Origin of the sequence: Clostridium aestuarii, assembly GCF_026735135.1 — a bacterium.
GTDB lineage: Bacteria > Bacillota > Clostridia > Clostridiales > Clostridiaceae > Clostridium_H > Clostridium_H aestuarii.
On the sequence record NZ_JAPQER010000012.1, the window covers coordinates 18,461 to 35,120 of the forward strand.

The following is a 16,660-nucleotide window of genomic DNA, read 5'->3' on the forward strand; positions in this document are numbered from 1 at the left end:
CATGAATAAAAGAACATTTTTAGAGGCAATCAGTATTTCATTTCTAGTTACTGCAACAGTTAGAATTTCTTATGGATTAGAAAATCTTTATGGATTAGCTAGTATAAATATAATATTTGCTGCGTGCACATATTTTGTGTTAAATAATAATTATATAAATATCAAGAATGAGAAAGAAAAGAGTAATAAAGAAATTAAGGAGCTTATAGAAAAGAATACTAAAAGACTAGATGAAATATATTCCAAAATGGATAGGTTTACAGAGATTATGAATAAAAATATTGATGAGTTAAAAAACAGTAGCGAAGGTATAGTCAGCACAATTATAAAAGAGTTTAGTATACATAATGATAATATAGATAAAGTTTTTTATGAATTAAAAAACGAAATAAAAGATAAAACTAATGAGATTAATAATAATATTAATACACAGAGTAATATAAATAACGAGATTAATGATCTGTTTGCACAAAAACTAAAGGCTGATATTTTATTAAAGAAAGAGCTAAAAGAAAGTATGAAAAATATACAAGATACAATAATAGAAGGTAATAACAAAACATCACTAATAAACAGTAGTATTTTAGAAAATAATAATAAGTTGGATAAAATAGCTAAAAGCATTGAGGAACAATTGGATAAGCTTATTGATATTGAAGGAAATTTAAATGAGCTTAATGATAAATCAGATGATATGTTGAGTGATGATCAGGAAATACAAGATGTATTATGTGAGATTAAAGAAGAAAATGGACGTTCAAATATGAATGTTATTCAAAAGATTGATGAATGTATTGAAGCAAATGATAAAATTACTTCAAAATACGAAATAATTCAAAAGTATTTTACTGCAGAATTATTAAAAACAGCAAGCAAAAACGAAAATGTTGCTAATATGCTTAAGGATAATTACAAGTTATTAAAAGAAATTGTTGCCTCAGTTTAAAAAGGAGCATAAAAATGAACCAGTTAATTAAAAAGCTAAAAAAAGAAAATTTAATCGAAGAAGAATTGATAATAGATTGTATAAAACAAAATAAAATCATTGATAGATTACGTTTAGAATTAGTTCAGGATTTAGAAGAAAAAAATGAAGAAAAAAAAGAAATGTATAGGGAGTTAGTAGAAAAAGAAGAAAAAACTTTAAAGCTTATAAAAGAAATTATAAAAACTCCTAAATTTAAAAGGGCATACAGTCTTAAAGAAAATAAAGATAAGATTGATTATTTGTTAAAATATATTTCAAAGTCAGAAATAGAAGTGACTGAAGGAAATAAAAAGTTTAGAGAAATATTTAATAAACTGATAAACATATTGGATAATCAAACTTATCTAGAAAAAAACAAACTAAAGAATATAAAGAAAGATGTAGGAGAAGTGATTTGGAATCAATTTGAAGATAAATTCAAAAGTGATGAGTTTTTAAAACTTTTAAGCTATTCTAATATTGAATAGCTTTTTTTTTTATATTAATATTATAATGTATTAGTAATTCATCAAATTATAAAAATAGAGCAAAGAGGTGGAGTATGAAAATATTACTAATAGACGATGAGGAAAGTATATTAAATTTAATTAGAATGAATTTAATTTTAGAAGGTTTTGAAGTAGAAGTAAGCTCTAATGGTTATGAGGGAATTGAAAAATTTGAAAGCTTTAATCCAGATTTAGTTATTTTAGATATAATGCTGCCTGATATTGATGGATTTCAGGTGATAAATAAGCTTAGAAGCATTAATAATGAAATTCCGGTTATACTTCTTACAGCTAAAGGTCAGATAAATGACAGATTACTAGGTCTTCAATTAGGAGCAGATGATTATATTACTAAACCATTTGATAGTAGGGAATTAATTTTGCGTATTAGAGCAATTTATAGAAGAATAAGTAAAGCAAAGCTTAATAATGATAGAAAAGATAACATAGATGAGATAAAAAAAGGATACATAAGAATTTTAAAAGAAAAAAGAAAAGTATTTGTTGATTCAGAAGAAATACAGGTTACGTACAGAGAATTCAAAACCCTATTAATTATGATTACTAATGAAGGTAAAGTTTTTACAAGAGAGGAATTATTAGAGAAAATTTGGGGCTATGATTTTCATGGAAATACTAGAGCTGTAGATATGCACATTGAAAGAATACGTAAAAAATTAAAAAAACATAGAAAGATTATAAAAACTGTTTATGGAGTAGGATATAAATTAGAGGTGTAATATGCAGATAGGTATAAAAAAGAAAATAATGATTATGAACATTGCTGTTTTGGTTCCAGCTATTTTTATAATTTGTTTAATAACTATGAATAGTTTACATAGTAGAGTAATACAAAGTTCAATTACTATGCTTAAGCAGGAGAGCTATAATGGACAAACATATGTTATAGATTATTTAAAAAGAGAAGGAAATTCTAATGAAGAAATGGTTTTGAAAAATATGAGTAACTTTATAGCTTCATATTTATCTAGTTACTATAAATTCAGAGTACAAGTTTATAATGGTGATGGGCTTATAGGTGACTCACAGGAATATCCATATTTTAATGAAGGTACGGATGTGGAGAATGCTGTTCTAGGTACCAAAGCTTATATTATTAAAAAGATAGAAGGAAAGAGATATATATTTTTTTCCAGTCCTATATATTTTCGTGATAAAACAGTTGGATGTATAAGATATATTTACCCTATAGATAAAGAACTTAAGATTGTTTGGAATACTGAAGGTATAATGATACTAGTTTCAATATTAGCAATAATAATATCTATTTTTCTAAGCAATATATTAGCTGATAAGATTGTTAATCCAATATTAAAACTTAAAAATGCTTCTGAAGAGGTTGCAAATGGAGATTTCTTAAAGGTAATCGAGACTGAAAGTTATGATGAAATAAGTGAATTGGCAACTTCCTTTAATAGTATGTCAAAAAATATAAGTGACTATATACATAAGCTTAAGTATGAAAAGCAGAAACAAAAATCATTTTTAGATAATATAACTCATGAATTTAAAACTCCACTTACTTCTATCATAGGTTATTCTGAATTAATTATGAAAGTAAATAGAAAAGAAGATTTACAGCAGTGCAGTTATTATATAAACAAAGAAGGAAACAGACTGCTTTCACTTGTAGAGGAGCTTTTAGAGGTGTCTAGATTAAATCAAAATGAATTTATAATAAACAAACAAAACATCAACATAAAAAATATTATAGAAGATAGTTTATCTATTTTAAAAATTAGACTAGATAAATATAATATTAATATTCATAAGAACATATATGACAAAGAATTATATGTAGATCCTGATAAAACAAAGCAAGTTATATTAAATATTATAGATAATGCTATAAAATATTCAGAATGTGATAATGTTTTCATAAGTATGGAAGTGGTAGAAGATAAGATGAAAGTTAGTATTAAGGATGATGGACGTGGAATTTCATATGAGTTTGTAGAAAATATTTTTGAACCATTTGTTACAGCACATGTAAATTTGCAAAAAAAACATGGAGGAGTTGGACTAGGACTATCTATATGTAAAGAAATAATGAATAAACAAGATGGAGATATAGATATAGAAATAGAAAATGGAACAAAAATTATACTGATTTTTAAAATGTTACAATTGTGATACATTTTTAATACATTTTTAATAATTTTTTTTATTATAATGAATAGGAGAACAAGATGATTACAAAAAAAACTCTTTTTAGTATAGTATATATATATATAAGTGCTATTCTTATTGTCACTATTTTAGTAATAATTAATCAGGGAAAAAAATACAATCATCTGTATGTAATTAATGACAGAGAAGAAGTTATAGCTAAAAGTGAAAATCGTACCCCAATAAAATTAGAATTTTACAGCAAGGTTTGGGGCGAGGGTGTTATAGAAGACAATAAAATTATACAAAATATATGGAATGTGATAAGTGAAATTCCTAAAAGTGGAGAAATAAATTCTTATAACCAGAGTATTTATGATTCTGATTATAATGAAATAACAGGAACTATATTGTATTTAAATGGTATAAAATCTAATTTTTCTTTATCAAATACATTAAAAATTGATGACTATAATTATGGTGATTATTATTCTAAACCTTATCTTAATAAATTAAGAAGTGATTTAGAAGAGATTGTATGTTCACCTCAAAATTTATCAGGATTAATTAATGAAAGAAACAAAGTTACTATAGTTAATAATGCTAATGATATTACAAAAAAATGTGGTGAGCATGATAAGAATGGTTTAAGAAGAAGAATTGCAGAATTTACATCAATTCATGATACAAAAGAGTTACAAGAAGCAATTAAGAATAAAGGAAAAGTAGAATATCATATAAAGATTTATGTGGATTTAGAAGAAGGATATAACATTATTAACATAGATGTATATGAAAATGATTATATAGTTGTACAGGATTTTGGGAAAGAAATAACAAAAGCTATGTATATGAAAGGACATATTTTAGATGTCTGCAGAATTATAAATAATAACAAAATGTAGTGTTTTTAAATGATAACGTTATCAAAATTAAATAAAATTTTTCAGGAGGAGTTTTATATGAATTTTAAAAAGATAAGTGCTGCTATCTTAGCAGGAGTTATGACTATGACTCTTTTAGCAGGATGTGGTGGAAGTAAACAAGCATCATCAACTGCTGCTGGTAAAGATGGTTTCCCAAATTTAAAAGGAAAAAATTTAGTAGTATATGTATCTTTCCATGAAGATGAGGCTAAAGCTATGCTTGATGACTTCAAAGATAAAACAGGATGTGAGTATTCTTTCTTAAGAATGCCTACAGGAGAAGTTATGACAAGACTTATGGCAGAAAAAGATGCTCCAAAATCAGATATACTTATTGGAGGAACTGCTGATGCTCATGCATTATTAAAAGAAAAAGAAATAAATGAAGCATATGTTTCTAAAAATGCAAAAGATATCCCAGAAATGTATAGAGATAAAGATGGAAATTGGACAGGCTTATATGTTGAACCACTATCAATTGGTATAAATGAAGATAGATGGGAAAAAGAATTTGCTTCAAAAGGATTAAAAAAACCAGAAACTTTTGAAGATCTATTAAACCCTGAATTTAAAGGTGAAATTATAATGCCAGATCCAAAAACTTCAGGAACTGGTTATACAATAGTTTCTTCACTTGTTCAAGCAAGAGGAGAAGAAAAAGCAATGGAATACTTAGCAAAATTAAAAGCTAATGTAGCTCAATTTACATCAAGTGGATTTACACCAGCTCAGAAGGTTGGAACAGGGGAATATCTTATTTGTGTAAACTTTATCGATGACCAATTAATAGTAAAGAAATCAGGATTTGATGTATCATCTAGGATTCCTAAAGATGCAGGTTGGACAATATGTTCACTTTCAAAAGTTAAAGGCGGTCCAAATGATGAAGCAGCAAAAGCTTTTGTTGATTATTGCTTAACTAAAGAAGCTGGAGATATACTTGCTGACTTCTCAATGGCTATTTCAACTAGAGCTGATGTGAAAACACCAGAAGGTGGACAAGAATTAAATGATTTACCAATTTACAAAGATTATGATTTTGCTAAAGCAGGTAAAGATAAAAAAGATTTACAAGAAAAATGGAGTAAGTTGAAATAATACATTAATGCTATTAGGTCTTCCCTAATAGCATTAATTCAGTTAAGGAGAGGATATAAATCATGGCGGAGAAAAAATTAAAAGAAAAAACAGGTTTAAAATTTGATTTAAAAAATGTACTTAAAGAACCACCGTTACTTATATCGTTATTAATTTTAACATTAATGTTTATTGTATTTACTATATATCCTTTTGCAAAAGTATTATCTATACCTGATAAAGCGGAATGGATAAGAGTATTTACTGAAAAAGAGTTTTTGTCGTATTTTGGTAATACCATGTTTTCATCGCTGTTATCTACTACATCAGCTATAATAATTGGATTCATATATGCTTATGCAATGAATTATACTGACATACCAGGAAAAAAATTCTTTAGAGTTATAGCTTTGGTACCTATAATGGCACCATCTGTAATCACGGGACTTGCTTTTATTATGTTATTTGGTAGAAGAGGATTTATTACATTCCATTTATTACATTTAAGAGTAGATTTATATGGATGGATTGGACTTTGGATAGTTCAGACTATAGCATTCTTTCCATTAGCATATATGACTATTTCAGGAGTTTTAAAATCTATAAGTCCTAATTTAGAGCTTGCAGCTCAAAATTTAGGGGCTAGAGGTTTTACTCTATTTAGAACAGTAACTTTAAAGCTTGCAACACCAGGAGTATTGAGTGCTTTTTTACTTGTAGCAATAAATTCTTTTGCTGACTTTGGAAATCCAAAGCTTGTAGCTGGTAATTACAGAGTTTTAGCAACAGAAGCATATGCTCAGGTTACAGGAAATTGGGATATGGGGGTAGCAGCAGTTTTAAGTGTAATGCTTGTTATTCCTACATTGGTAGTTTTCTTGCTTCAAAAGTATCATTTGGATAGAAAATCTTTTGTAACTGTTACAGGAAAACCAGTAGCTGGATTAAAAAGAGATGCTGTATCACCAATAGTTAAATGGATTCTCTTTGCAATATGCTCTATTATGGCATTTATAATTATTTTAATATTTGCTGTAATTATTGGTTATGCAGTGACTAAAAACTTTGGAATTAATAATAATTTTACTTTATATAACATAAAACAAGGGATATTGAATTCAGATTCTATTAAGAATAGCTGGATTTTAGCGATAGTTACAGCTGTAATTACAACTGTTTTAGGTCTTGTTATTGCTTTTGTTGTATCTAGAAAGAAATTCCCAGGTAAAGGAGTTATGGATTTTTTGGCTATGTTGCCAGTATCTTTACCAGGTACATTTATAGGATTAGCATTAATTTTAGCTTTTAATAAGCCTCCGCTTAGTCTTACAGGTACAGGAGCAATTATAGTAATAGGTATGTGTTTAAGACAGTTACCAGTAGGATATAGAAATGCAATCTCAGGTTTTAAACAGATAGATAAATCTATTGAAGAAGCTTCTACAAACTTAGGTGCAAATAGTATAGTTACTTTTAGAAGAGTAGTTATACCTATGCTAAAGAATGCGTTTTCAACTAGTTTTGTTTATAATTTCATGAAGTCAATGAATACATTAAGTACTGTTATTTTCCTTGTAAGTCCACAGTGGTTATTGGCTTCTGTAGAAATATTAAATCTTTCAGATCATGGATTTTATGGAGTTGCTAGTGCAACAGCATTAGGAATGATATCAACGATTTTATTTACTTTTGGTATTGTAAAATTGATTTTAGGAAATAAAATTAACATATTTGAACTATAATAGGAGGACTATCAATGGAGAATGTTTTAGTGCAATTAAAAAATATAAATAAATTGTTTGGCGGTAATAAAGTAATAGATGATGTAAATCTTGAAATGAAAAAAGGTGACTTTGTAACATTTTTAGGACCTAGTGGGTGTGGTAAAACGACTCTTTTAAGGATGGTAGCAGGATTTTATGAGCCAGATTATGGTGAAATAATTATAAACGGTAGAAATGTTGAAAAGCTTCCTCCATATAAGAGAAATACTCCTATGGTTTTTCAAGAGTATGCATTGTTCCCACATATGACTGTTTTTGATAATGTAGCTTATGGACTTACTATACAGAAAGAAAATAAAAAAGTTATCAAAGAAAGAGTAGAAAAAGCATTGGAACTTATGCAATTAGCTCATTTACAAGATAGATATCCAAATCAAATGTCTGGTGGTCAGCAACAAAGAGTTGCAATAGCGAGAGCATTGGTTATGAATCCAGAAGTTCTTCTTTTAGATGAGCCTTTAAGTAATCTGGATGCTAAGCTTAGGGAGCAAGTGCGAGTTGAGCTTAGACTAATACAAAAAAAATTGGAACTTACAATGATATATGTTACACATGATCAACAGGAAGCACTTGCAATGTCAGATATGATTGTAGTTATAAATAAGGGAGTAATTCATCAATGTGGAAGTCCAGCAGATATTTATTTTAGACCAAAAACAAAATTTGTAGCAGATTTTATTGGAACTACTAATTTTGTGGAAGGATCTGTTAAAAACAAAGAAGGTTCAGAAGTACAAATAGATTATGTTGGAAATGTATTGAATGTAATAAGTGATGAACCTATTAAAGCTGGGGAAAAAGCGATAATAAGTATTAGACCAGAATCTATAAAAATAAGTAAGGAAGTTAAAGTAGGAACAAGTATAAATTTAAGAGGTAAAATTAAGCATTCTATGTTCCTTGGGGAAAAAGTTAGATATTTAGTAGTAGATGAATATAATAAAGAATGGATTGTGGATAGTTTTGATTCGGGTAGGGAAATTTTAGATGGAGAAGTAATGCTCAATATAGATAAAGACAAACCTCACTTGATTTATGAAAAATAAAATTAAACATTATATGGAAATTGCTCAGATAAATGAGCAGTTTTTTTCTTTTTTGATGAATGAAAACAAAGGTTAATTGTAAAAATACATATGTAAGCAATTTTATAATAGAAGAGGAGGAAATAATTATGACTGTAGGAACTCAAATGCAGCAAGCAATTGCAGGAATTCAAAGTGCTGCTGCTACAATGAAGACTTTTGCTTTAGAAACTGAAGATCAAAAAGCAAAGGAAGACTTTCAACAAATAGCACAAACGCTTGATGGTTCACTTGAAACTTTAAAATGCAGACAACAATATATTGAAGAACAAGAACCTCAATATAAACAACAATAATTTTTAAGAATAAAACTATTTACAAAGTTAATATAAAAAGCTTCCATTATATATGTATATATGATGGAAGCTTTTTAGTATATTCAACATAAATTATATTAGAAATACGAATATAATATAAATAGTAATACTTACTATTGTATTTAATACAACTGCATTGTTTGAAAGTTCTGTAATTTCTTTTGTACTATATTCTCCTACAAAAATAGGCAATGAAAATGGGAATGGTAAAATTAAAAATGTGAAATATGCATAATTAAATAAATCATCTGCTGGAATTATAGAATCTATAAACAGATATTTAAAAGTATATCCTACAGTAAAAATAACCAACATTCTTATAAGTATAAATTTAATACTTTGTTTCATATATTTCTTTTTAAGTTTTAAACCGAAGCCAATAATTATTAATATCAATGGTGTTGCTAAATTTGCTAAATATTTCATTGTAGTATAAATGCCCTTTAAAAACATATTATTGTGAAACCATACTGTTCCTCCAATAATATTAAAAGTAATCCCAAAAATGATGCTTAATATTATAGGTGATTTAATTATTCCCTTTATTATATCTAATGAGAATTTTTCATTTTTAAATTTTATTCTTAAAATATTAAAAAATACAATCCATATAAAAAGTTCATGTCCAACTCCTAGTACAGATATTTTTTCTAAATTTTCTGCACCAAAAACAGTTTCGTATAAAGGTATTCCTAATAAACCAAAGCAAAATCCTGTTGTTATAAAAGGGGTTAATGGATGTGATATAAAACTTATTTTATTTAAAATAGCTCCTATAAAATAAAAAACTAATAATAAAATAAAAATAATAACTATAATCAAAAAATAATCTTTTTTAAATTTCATATTAATGAAAGTTATAAATAATACGCAGGGAAGAAATGCATTTATAACTAATTTTTTTATTTCATTTACAGTGCTTTGTTTAAGAAGTTCTTTGTATTGTATAACATATCCAAAGAAAATTAATAAAATTATAGGGATTACTTTTGAAATTATTTCGTTCATAGTAGTGAATTACCTTCTTTCTTATGTTTTGCAATACTACAATAATACCATAAATATTGTTATGAAGTTAGTAGAGTTAAATTGATATCCACAGTAGATTATGTAACATAAAATAATCTACTGTTTTTTTATATCTAAAATTAAAAGATAAATTCTGAATTTTGAAAAAAAATGAATAAATTTGAATATATATACTATAGTTGAATTATTTTTTACAGCAATACAAGTCAATTTGATTGTATTTTATTTAAAGTTAAATCGTATTAAAATAAAATTAACAACACGGTTTAATGATTTGATTTGAAAAGGATTACAAATAACAAATAACAAATAACAAATAAGGAGGATAGAAATATGAAACCTATAGTTTAGAAATTGATTATATTTTTATTAAAAATAAAAAATGCAAGGCTTGAAAAACATTAAAAATATGCCTTGCCTATTTTGAAGAGGTGAATTTATGGGATTAGCAATAATAGCTTTAATACCTATTATTTTTGTAGGTGTACTAATGATAGGATTTAACTGGCCATCAACAAAGGCGATGCCAGTAGGATTTGTTTTTGCAGGTGTATTAGCAACTATATTTTGGAAAATGCCAACTAAATGGATAGCAGCAGCTACCATTAGTGGAGCAATTAATACTGTAGATATATTAATAATAGTATATGGTGCTTTATTAATATTACAGATAATGAGAAAGAGCGGAGGCGTTGATGGAATAGCTCAATCAATGGCAACTGTATCTACTGATAGAAGAGTTCAAGTTATTGTAATCGGTTTCTTGATGGGAGCTTTCTTTGAAGGAGCAGCAGGATTTGGTACTCCAGCAGCAGTAGCAGCACCGTTATTGGTAGGATTAGGTTTTCCACCATTAGTAGCAGCAATGGTGGCACTGATTGGTAATAGTACACCAGTTGTTTTTGGAGCAGTAGGAACAACTATAAATGGTGGATTTGCTAGTTTGGAATCTATGGTTAAAGTTATAGGATATACAGGAGAATTTCAAACATTATTAACAAGCATAGGTGGATTTGCAACTATTGCACAATTTATTGTAGGGTCTCTTATTCCGTTAATCATGGTTTGCACTATGACTTTAATAGTAGATAAAAGTATAAAAAAAGGATTAGAGGTATGGCCACTAGCATTATTTGGTGGACTAATATTCACAATACCTCAGGCAATAATTGCAAACATTGTTGGCCCAGAGATTCCATCATTGCTAGGAGCACTAATTGCAATACCAATATTTGTTTCAGCAATAAAAAAAGGACTATTTATACCAAAAAATGAATGGGACTTTAATCCTGTTGAAGAATGGGAAGAAGACTGGCAAGGAGAAGTTGCAGCGAGTTCTAGTAAAGAAGATAATGAACAAGCTATGAGTGCTGGTAAAGCGTGGGCACCATATATATTAATAGGTATATTATTACTATTAGGACGTTTAAAATGGATTGGACTTACACCTATTCTTAAGTCATGGGATATAACTTGGCACAATATTCTTGGAACATCAATAAGTAGGGGGATTACACCACTATATAATCCAGGAATTATTCCTTTTATGTTGGTAGCATTAATAATTCCATTTATGCATGGACTTGATACAAAAGAAGCTTTTAAAGCTTGGGGAGAAACTTTGAAACAGATTAAATCAGCAGCAATAGCACTATTCTTTGCTTTAGGAATGACTTATATATTAATGAATTCAGGTGCTGCTACTGGTACAGACTCAATGCTTATAGTTATGGCTAAAACAGCAGCAGGATTAGCTGGCGGTGGGTGGTATATAATAGCACCAATTGTAGGAGCATTAGGATCATTTATTTCAGGTAGTGCTACAGTTTCAAATATTATGTTTGGCGGATTACAATTAAGTGCAGCTAAAGCAATTGGGCTTCCCGTTACACCTATACTTGGGTTGCAAGCAGTAGGAGCAGCAGCAGGAAATATGATTTGTGTACATAATGTTGTTGCTGTATTAACAACGGTTGGATTAATAGGTAAAGAAGGAAAAATATTAAAAAATAATATAAAAATTGCATTAGGTTATTGCGTATTAACGGGAATTTTTGCAATTATTATTGTTAAGATTTTTGTTCCTAATATATTTTAGAACAATATGAATTCAAAGTTGACTAATGATTTTTCAACTTTGAAAAATCATTAGTCAACTTGAATATATATCTTATAGTTGAATTATTCTTTCCAGCAATACAAGTCAAATAGATTGTATTTTATTTCAATCCAAGACGTATTAAAATGAAATTAACAACATGGTTTGAGATTTGAACTGTGTACATACTTTGTTCTTAAACAATAAAAATCTATTCAGATTTAAATAAATCATTCAAAAAAATGAATTATGGTTAAGGGGGAAGAACATTGAAAAAAGTTAAAATATTAACAGCTGAGGAAGCAGCTAATTTAGTTAATGACGGTGATACACTTACAACAAGTGGATTTGTTGGTAGTTGTTGTCCTGAAGCACTTAGTAAAGCAATAGAAAAAAGATTTTTAGAAACTGGTTCTCCTAAAAATATAACTCTTTTTTATGCATCATCCCAAGGTAATAGAGATGGCAAAACTGGTGGAGATCACTATGCTCATAAAGGAATGATTAAAAGAGTCATAGCAGGTCATTATGCTACTGCTCCAAAATTAGGTGAAATGTGTCTTAATAATGAATGTGAAGGATATAACTTACCACAAGGAGCTTTACTATATTTACTTAGAGATATTGCTGGTCATAGAGTTGGTACAATCACACATGTTGGATTAGATACTTTTGTTGATCCAAGAAATGGTGGTGGAAAAATAAATGATATCACTAAGGAAGATTTAGTAGAAGTTATAAAAATAGGTAATGAAGAAAAACTTTTATATAAAGCATTTCCTATCAATGTTGCATTTATAAGAGCAACTTATGCAGATGAATATGGGAATATAACTTTTGAAAAAGAAGTAACACCTCTTGAAGGTACATCTACAGCACAGGCTGTCAAAAACTGTGGCGGTAAAGTAATTATTCAAGTTGAAAAAGTAGTTAAAGGTGGAACACTAGATGCCAGATTGGTAAAGATACCTGGAATTTATGTTGATGCTGTTGTGGTAGCTAATAAAGAAGACCATCTACAAAGTTTTGGAAAGGATTACAAAGCTGAAATTTATGGTGGTATAAGAGTACCTGTTGGTAATGCAGAAATTACTCCATTAACTGCTAAAAAAATTATTGGTAGAAGAGCAGCTATGGAATTGACAGAGGATACAGCTGTTAATTTAGGAGTAGGAGCACCAGAATATGTTGCTCAAGTTGCAAATGAAGAGGGAATTGGAGATTATATGACATTAACTGTTGAGTCAGGTCCAATAGGTGGTATCCCTCAAGGTGGAGCTAGATTTGGATCAAGTGTAAATCCTGATGCACTTATTGATCAACCTTATCAGTTTGATTTTTATGATGGCGGTGGCCTTGATATGGCATTCTTAGGACTAGCACAATGTGATGAAAAAGGTAACATTAATGTTAGTAAATTTGGTCCTAAAATTGCAGGATGTGGTGGATTTATTAATATTACACAAAATGCAGGTAAAGTATTTTTCTGTGGTACCTTTACAGCTGGTGGTTTAAAGACAAAAGCTGTAAATGGCAAGTTAGTAATAGAACAAGAAGGTAAAAGTACTAAATTCATAAAACAAGTTGAACAAGTTACGTTTAGTGGAAGATATGCAAATAAAAAGAAACAACCTATATTATATATAACAGAAAGAGCTGTATTTGAATTAAGACAAGATGGAGTTTATTTAATAGAAGTTGCTCCAGGAATTGATATTCAAACACAAGTTATTGATTTAATGGATTTTGTTCCTAAGATGGATAAAAAAGTTAAGATTATGGATGAAAGAATATTTAGAGAAGAAAAAATGGGTTTAAAAAAATGATAAATAATAAAATCTAATTATTTTTTAGTATTTTAAATAAATTTTATAAAAATAAATAAAAATTAAAAAATGAAAATTTAGGAGGATAAAAATTATGAAACCTATGAGAATGCACCACGTTGGTATTGTACTTCCTACAATGGAAGCTGCTCACAAATTTTTAGAAACATTTGGGTTAGAAACTGATTATGAAGGATATGTTGAAGCATATAAAGCAGATTTAATATTTACAAAATACACTGAAAATGAAAGTCCTATAGAATTAATCATTCCAAAAGATGGAAGCGTTCTTAAAGACTTCAACAAAGGAAAAGGCGGTATTGCACATATTGCTTATGAAGTTGAGGATATTGAAGCTGTACGTAAAGATTTTGAAAGCAAAGGAATGAAAATGCTTGAAGGAAGTGCAGTACCAGGAACAAGTGATATTATAGTTAACTTCTTAAGACCAAAATATGGACAGGGAATACTTGTTGAATATGTACAAACTGTTGGACCAATCGAAAGAAAGATAGGTTAATCGAAAGTAGTTATTTTAAGTGTTTATAGAAAACTAATTATTGATTTTAAAAATTTGATAATTAGTTTTCTAATAACAATGAAGACGTAAGAAAAATTATTTGTTAAGTAAGGAGAAGATGCGATGTATACAATGGGTATTGACGTTGGTTCTGCATCCTCAAAAGTTGTAATACTTGAAGACGGAAAAGAGATTGTCGCTGCAGAAGTAATTCAGGCTGGAACAGGTTCTACAGGACCTAAACGTGCTTTAGAAGAAGCTCTTTCAAAATCAGGTCTTGAATTAGAAGATATGGCTAAAATAGTTGCTACAGGTTATGGAAGATTTGCATCAGAAGAAGCAGATAAACAAATCAGTGAAATAAGCTGTCATGCTAAAGGAATCTTCTTTTTAGTGCCTACAGCAAGAATGATTATTGATATTGGAGGGCAAGATGCTAAGGCAATCAGACTCGACAATAGAGGTGGAGTTAAGCAGTTCTTCATGAATGATAAATGTGCTGCAGGAACAGGTCGTTTTCTTGATGTTATGTCACGAGTACTTGAAGTTGAACTTAGTGAAATGGCAGAATATGATTCGCGTGCAACAGAACCAGCTACTGTTAGCAGTACATGCACAGTTTTTGCAGAATCTGAGGTAATATCGCAGCTTTCAAAAGGAGTTGCTAAAGAGAATATTATCGCTGGTGTTCACCAATCGGTTGCTAGTAAAGCATGTGGGCTTGCCTACAGAGGTGGAATCGAAGATGATGTTGTTATGTGTGGTGGTGTTGCCCAAAATGCAGGGGTTGTTAGGGCAATAAGCAAAGAACTTAAAAGACCAGTAATTGTAGCACCAAATCCACAAATCACAGGAGCGCTTGGTGCAGCATTATTTGCCTATAAAGAAGTTAATAAATAGAAGTTAATAAATAGAAGTTAATAAATAGAAGTTAATAAATAGAGGAAAGAGGGATAAATATGACTGATACAGCAGGTATGAGTGCTAAAAAAATGTTAGGTTATTATCAGGAAAAATTAGACGAAGAAGCAAGACAAGCAAAAAAACAAGGGAAACTTGTTTGTTGGTCCGCATCAGTTGCTCCACCAGAATTTTGCGTAGCTATGGATATCGCTATGGTATATCCTGAAACACATGCTGCAGGAATAGGAGCAAGAAAAGGTGCAATGGATATGCTTGAAGTTGCAGATAGAAAAGGATATTCATTAGATATTTGTTCATATGCAAGAGTAAATCTTGGTTATATGGAACTTTTAAAAGAAAAAGCTTTAACAGGAAAAACACCTGAAAAACTTGAAAATTCTCCAGCTGCAGATGTACCACTTCCTGACCTTATAATAACATGTAACAATATTTGTAACACATTACTTAAGTGGTATGAAAACCTTGCAGTTGAATTAAATATTCCTTGTATCGTAATAGATGTACCATTTAACCACACAATGCCAATTCCACAATATTCTAAAGACTATATTGCTGACCAATTTAAAGAAGCTATAGCTCAACTTGAAGAAATTTGTGGAAGAAAATTTGACTATGATAAATTCTTAGAAGTTCAAAAACAAACACAACGTTCAGTTGCTCAATGGAACAGACTTGCTTCTTTAGCAACATATAAACCATCACCTTTAAATGGTTTTGATCTTTTCAACTTTATGGCACTTATCGTTTGTGCTAGAAGTAGAGATTATGCTGAACTTACATTTAAAAAGTTTGCTGATGAACTTGAAGAAAATCTTAAAAATGGAATTTATGCCTTTAAAGGAAATGAACAAAAACGTATTACTTGGGAAGGAATAGCTGTTTGGCCACACCTTGGACATACATTTAAAGGATTAAAAAATCTTGGAGATATAATGACAGGTTCAGCATATCCAGGTCTTTGGAACCTTACTTATACACCAGGAGATATGAGTTCAATGGCAGAAGCTTATACAAGAATTTATATAAACACTTGTCTTGACAATAAAGTTAGGGTTCTTAGTGATGTAGTTAGTGGAGGAAAATGTGATGGTATTCTTTATCATCAAAACAGAAGTTGTAAGTTAATGAGCTTACTAAATGTAGAAACTGCTGAAGCACTACAAAAAGAAAATGGATTACCATATGTAAGTTTTGATGGAGACCAAACTGATCCTCGTAATTTTGCACCTGCACAATTTGATACACGTGTACAGGCATTAGACGAAATGATGAAGCAAGATAAGGAGGAAAAATAATGAGCAGAATTGAAAGTATTATAAATGAATTAGCAGCAATTTCAAGTAACCCTAAAAAAGCTATGGAAGACTACAAAAAAGAAACAGGAAAAGGTGCAGTAGGTGTTATGCCTGTTTATGCTCCAGAAGAAATGATTCATGCAGCAGGATTTCTTCCAGTAGGTATATGGGGA

The 16,660-nt window shown here is 29.2% G+C and carries 15 protein-coding genes and 1 pseudogene; 15 read left to right on the forward strand and 1 reads right to left on the reverse strand.

Annotated elements, in window-relative coordinates:
• The first annotated feature begins 1 nt into the window (after position 1).
• From OW763_RS16030 to OW763_RS16070, 9 genes are all read left to right on the forward strand, one after another.
• On the forward strand, positions 2 to 946 hold the full coding sequence (locus OW763_RS16030; RefSeq protein WP_268042520.1) for a hypothetical protein: 945 nt from the start codon (positions 2 to 4) through the stop codon (positions 944 to 946).
• A gap of 14 nt (positions 947 to 960) precedes the next feature.
• Positions 961 to 1,455: a hypothetical protein gene (locus OW763_RS16035; RefSeq protein ID WP_268042522.1), complete on the forward strand. Its 495-nt coding sequence runs from the start codon at positions 961 to 963 to the stop codon at positions 1,453 to 1,455.
• Between the two features lie 74 nt (positions 1,456 to 1,529).
• Entirely contained in the window at positions 1,530 to 2,216 is a 687-nt protein-coding gene (locus OW763_RS16040) for a response regulator transcription factor (RefSeq protein ID WP_268042524.1), read from the forward strand.
• A 1-nt stretch (position 2,217) separates the two neighbouring features.
• On the forward strand, positions 2,218 to 3,630 hold the full coding sequence (locus tag OW763_RS16045; RefSeq protein ID WP_268042526.1) for a sensor histidine kinase: 1,413 nt from the start codon (positions 2,218 to 2,220) through the stop codon (positions 3,628 to 3,630).
• Positions 3,631 to 3,686: 56 nt separating this feature from the next.
• Complete coding sequence (locus OW763_RS16050) at positions 3,687 to 4,511, forward strand: DUF3919 family protein (RefSeq protein ID WP_268042528.1); 825 nt, start codon at positions 3,687 to 3,689, stop codon at positions 4,509 to 4,511.
• 57 nt (positions 4,512 to 4,568) lie between these two features.
• Positions 4,569 to 5,630, forward strand: coding sequence for an ABC transporter substrate-binding protein (locus OW763_RS16055; protein ID WP_268042530.1), 1,062 nt, complete (start codon positions 4,569 to 4,571; stop codon positions 5,628 to 5,630).
• A gap of 62 nt (positions 5,631 to 5,692) precedes the next feature.
• Positions 5,693 to 7,351 carry an ABC transporter permease gene (locus tag OW763_RS16060; protein WP_268042532.1) on the forward strand — a complete coding sequence of 553 codons (1,659 nt, stop codon included), beginning with the start codon at positions 5,693 to 5,695 and terminating at the stop codon, positions 7,349 to 7,351.
• Between the two features lie 14 nt (positions 7,352 to 7,365).
• Positions 7,366 to 8,439: an ABC transporter ATP-binding protein gene (locus tag OW763_RS16065; protein ID WP_268042533.1), complete on the forward strand. Its 1,074-nt coding sequence runs from the start codon at positions 7,366 to 7,368 to the stop codon at positions 8,437 to 8,439.
• A gap of 128 nt (positions 8,440 to 8,567) precedes the next feature.
• Entirely contained in the window at positions 8,568 to 8,774 is a 207-nt protein-coding gene (locus tag OW763_RS16070) for a DUF1657 domain-containing protein (protein ID WP_268042535.1), read from the forward strand.
• A gap of 93 nt (positions 8,775 to 8,867) precedes the next feature.
• Here the strand turns inward: OW763_RS16070 and OW763_RS16075 are convergent, their stop codons facing one another.
• On the reverse strand, positions 8,868 to 9,803 hold the full coding sequence (locus OW763_RS16075; protein WP_268042537.1) for an AEC family transporter: 936 nt from the start codon (positions 9,801 to 9,803) through the stop codon (positions 8,868 to 8,870).
• A gap of 460 nt (positions 9,804 to 10,263) precedes the next feature.
• Between OW763_RS16075 and OW763_RS16080 the strand changes: the two genes are divergently transcribed.
• The 6 genes and pseudogenes from OW763_RS16080 to OW763_RS16105 all read left to right on the forward strand — a co-directional run.
• The gene (locus OW763_RS16080) at positions 10,264 to 11,922 is read left to right on the forward strand and encodes an L-lactate permease (RefSeq protein WP_268042539.1); all 1,659 of its coding nucleotides are present in this window, start codon (positions 10,264 to 10,266) and stop codon (positions 11,920 to 11,922) included.
• 269 nt (positions 11,923 to 12,191) lie between these two features.
• The gene (locus OW763_RS16085) at positions 12,192 to 13,748 is read left to right on the forward strand and encodes an acyl CoA:acetate/3-ketoacid CoA transferase (protein ID WP_268042541.1); all 1,557 of its coding nucleotides are present in this window, start codon (positions 12,192 to 12,194) and stop codon (positions 13,746 to 13,748) included.
• A gap of 94 nt (positions 13,749 to 13,842) precedes the next feature.
• Positions 13,843 to 14,268, forward strand: a complete 426-nt coding sequence (locus tag OW763_RS16090; RefSeq protein ID WP_268042543.1) for a VOC family protein — start codon at positions 13,843 to 13,845, stop codon at positions 14,266 to 14,268.
• 123 nt (positions 14,269 to 14,391) lie between these two features.
• Positions 14,392 to 15,168, forward strand: coding sequence for an acyl-CoA dehydratase activase (locus tag OW763_RS16095; protein WP_268042545.1), 777 nt, complete (start codon positions 14,392 to 14,394; stop codon positions 15,166 to 15,168).
• A gap of 59 nt (positions 15,169 to 15,227) precedes the next feature.
• Positions 15,228 to 16,487 carry a 2-hydroxyacyl-CoA dehydratase subunit D gene (locus tag OW763_RS16100; protein WP_268042547.1) on the forward strand — a complete coding sequence of 420 codons (1,260 nt, stop codon included), beginning with the start codon at positions 15,228 to 15,230 and terminating at the stop codon, positions 16,485 to 16,487.
• Positions 16,487 to 16,660 (forward strand): annotated as a pseudogene (locus tag OW763_RS16105) (2-hydroxyacyl-CoA dehydratase); the annotation flags it as partial. The gene OW763_RS16100 and the pseudogene OW763_RS16105, both read left to right, overlap by 1 nt.

Bases quoted from the DNA above. Each gene is read 5' to 3' on its own strand.
- OW763_RS16030 (WP_268042520.1), top strand. From the start codon at position 2: ATGAATAAAAGAACATTTTTAGAGGCAATCAGTATTTCATTTCTAGTT.
- OW763_RS16035 (WP_268042522.1), top strand. From the start codon at position 961: ATGAACCAGTTAATTAAAAAGCTAAAAAAAGAAAATTTAATCGAAGAA.
- OW763_RS16040 (WP_268042524.1), top strand. From the start codon at position 1,530: ATGAAAATATTACTAATAGACGATGAGGAAAGTATATTAAATTTAATT.
- OW763_RS16045 (WP_268042526.1), top strand. From the start codon at position 2,218: ATGCAGATAGGTATAAAAAAGAAAATAATGATTATGAACATTGCTGTT.
- OW763_RS16050 (WP_268042528.1), top strand. From the start codon at position 3,687: ATGATTACAAAAAAAACTCTTTTTAGTATAGTATATATATATATAAGT.
- OW763_RS16055 (WP_268042530.1), top strand. From the start codon at position 4,569: ATGAATTTTAAAAAGATAAGTGCTGCTATCTTAGCAGGAGTTATGACT.
- OW763_RS16060 (WP_268042532.1), top strand. From the start codon at position 5,693: ATGGCGGAGAAAAAATTAAAAGAAAAAACAGGTTTAAAATTTGATTTA.
- OW763_RS16065 (WP_268042533.1), top strand. From the start codon at position 7,366: ATGGAGAATGTTTTAGTGCAATTAAAAAATATAAATAAATTGTTTGGC.
- OW763_RS16070 (WP_268042535.1), top strand. From the start codon at position 8,568: ATGACTGTAGGAACTCAAATGCAGCAAGCAATTGCAGGAATTCAAAGT.
- OW763_RS16075 (WP_268042537.1), bottom strand. From the start codon at position 9,803: ATGAACGAAATAATTTCAAAAGTAATCCCTATAATTTTATTAATTTTC.
- OW763_RS16080 (WP_268042539.1), top strand. From the start codon at position 10,264: ATGGGATTAGCAATAATAGCTTTAATACCTATTATTTTTGTAGGTGTA.
- OW763_RS16090 (WP_268042543.1), top strand. From the start codon at position 13,843: ATGAAACCTATGAGAATGCACCACGTTGGTATTGTACTTCCTACAATG.
- OW763_RS16095 (WP_268042545.1), top strand. From the start codon at position 14,392: ATGTATACAATGGGTATTGACGTTGGTTCTGCATCCTCAAAAGTTGTA.
- OW763_RS16100 (WP_268042547.1), top strand. From the start codon at position 15,228: ATGACTGATACAGCAGGTATGAGTGCTAAAAAAATGTTAGGTTATTAT.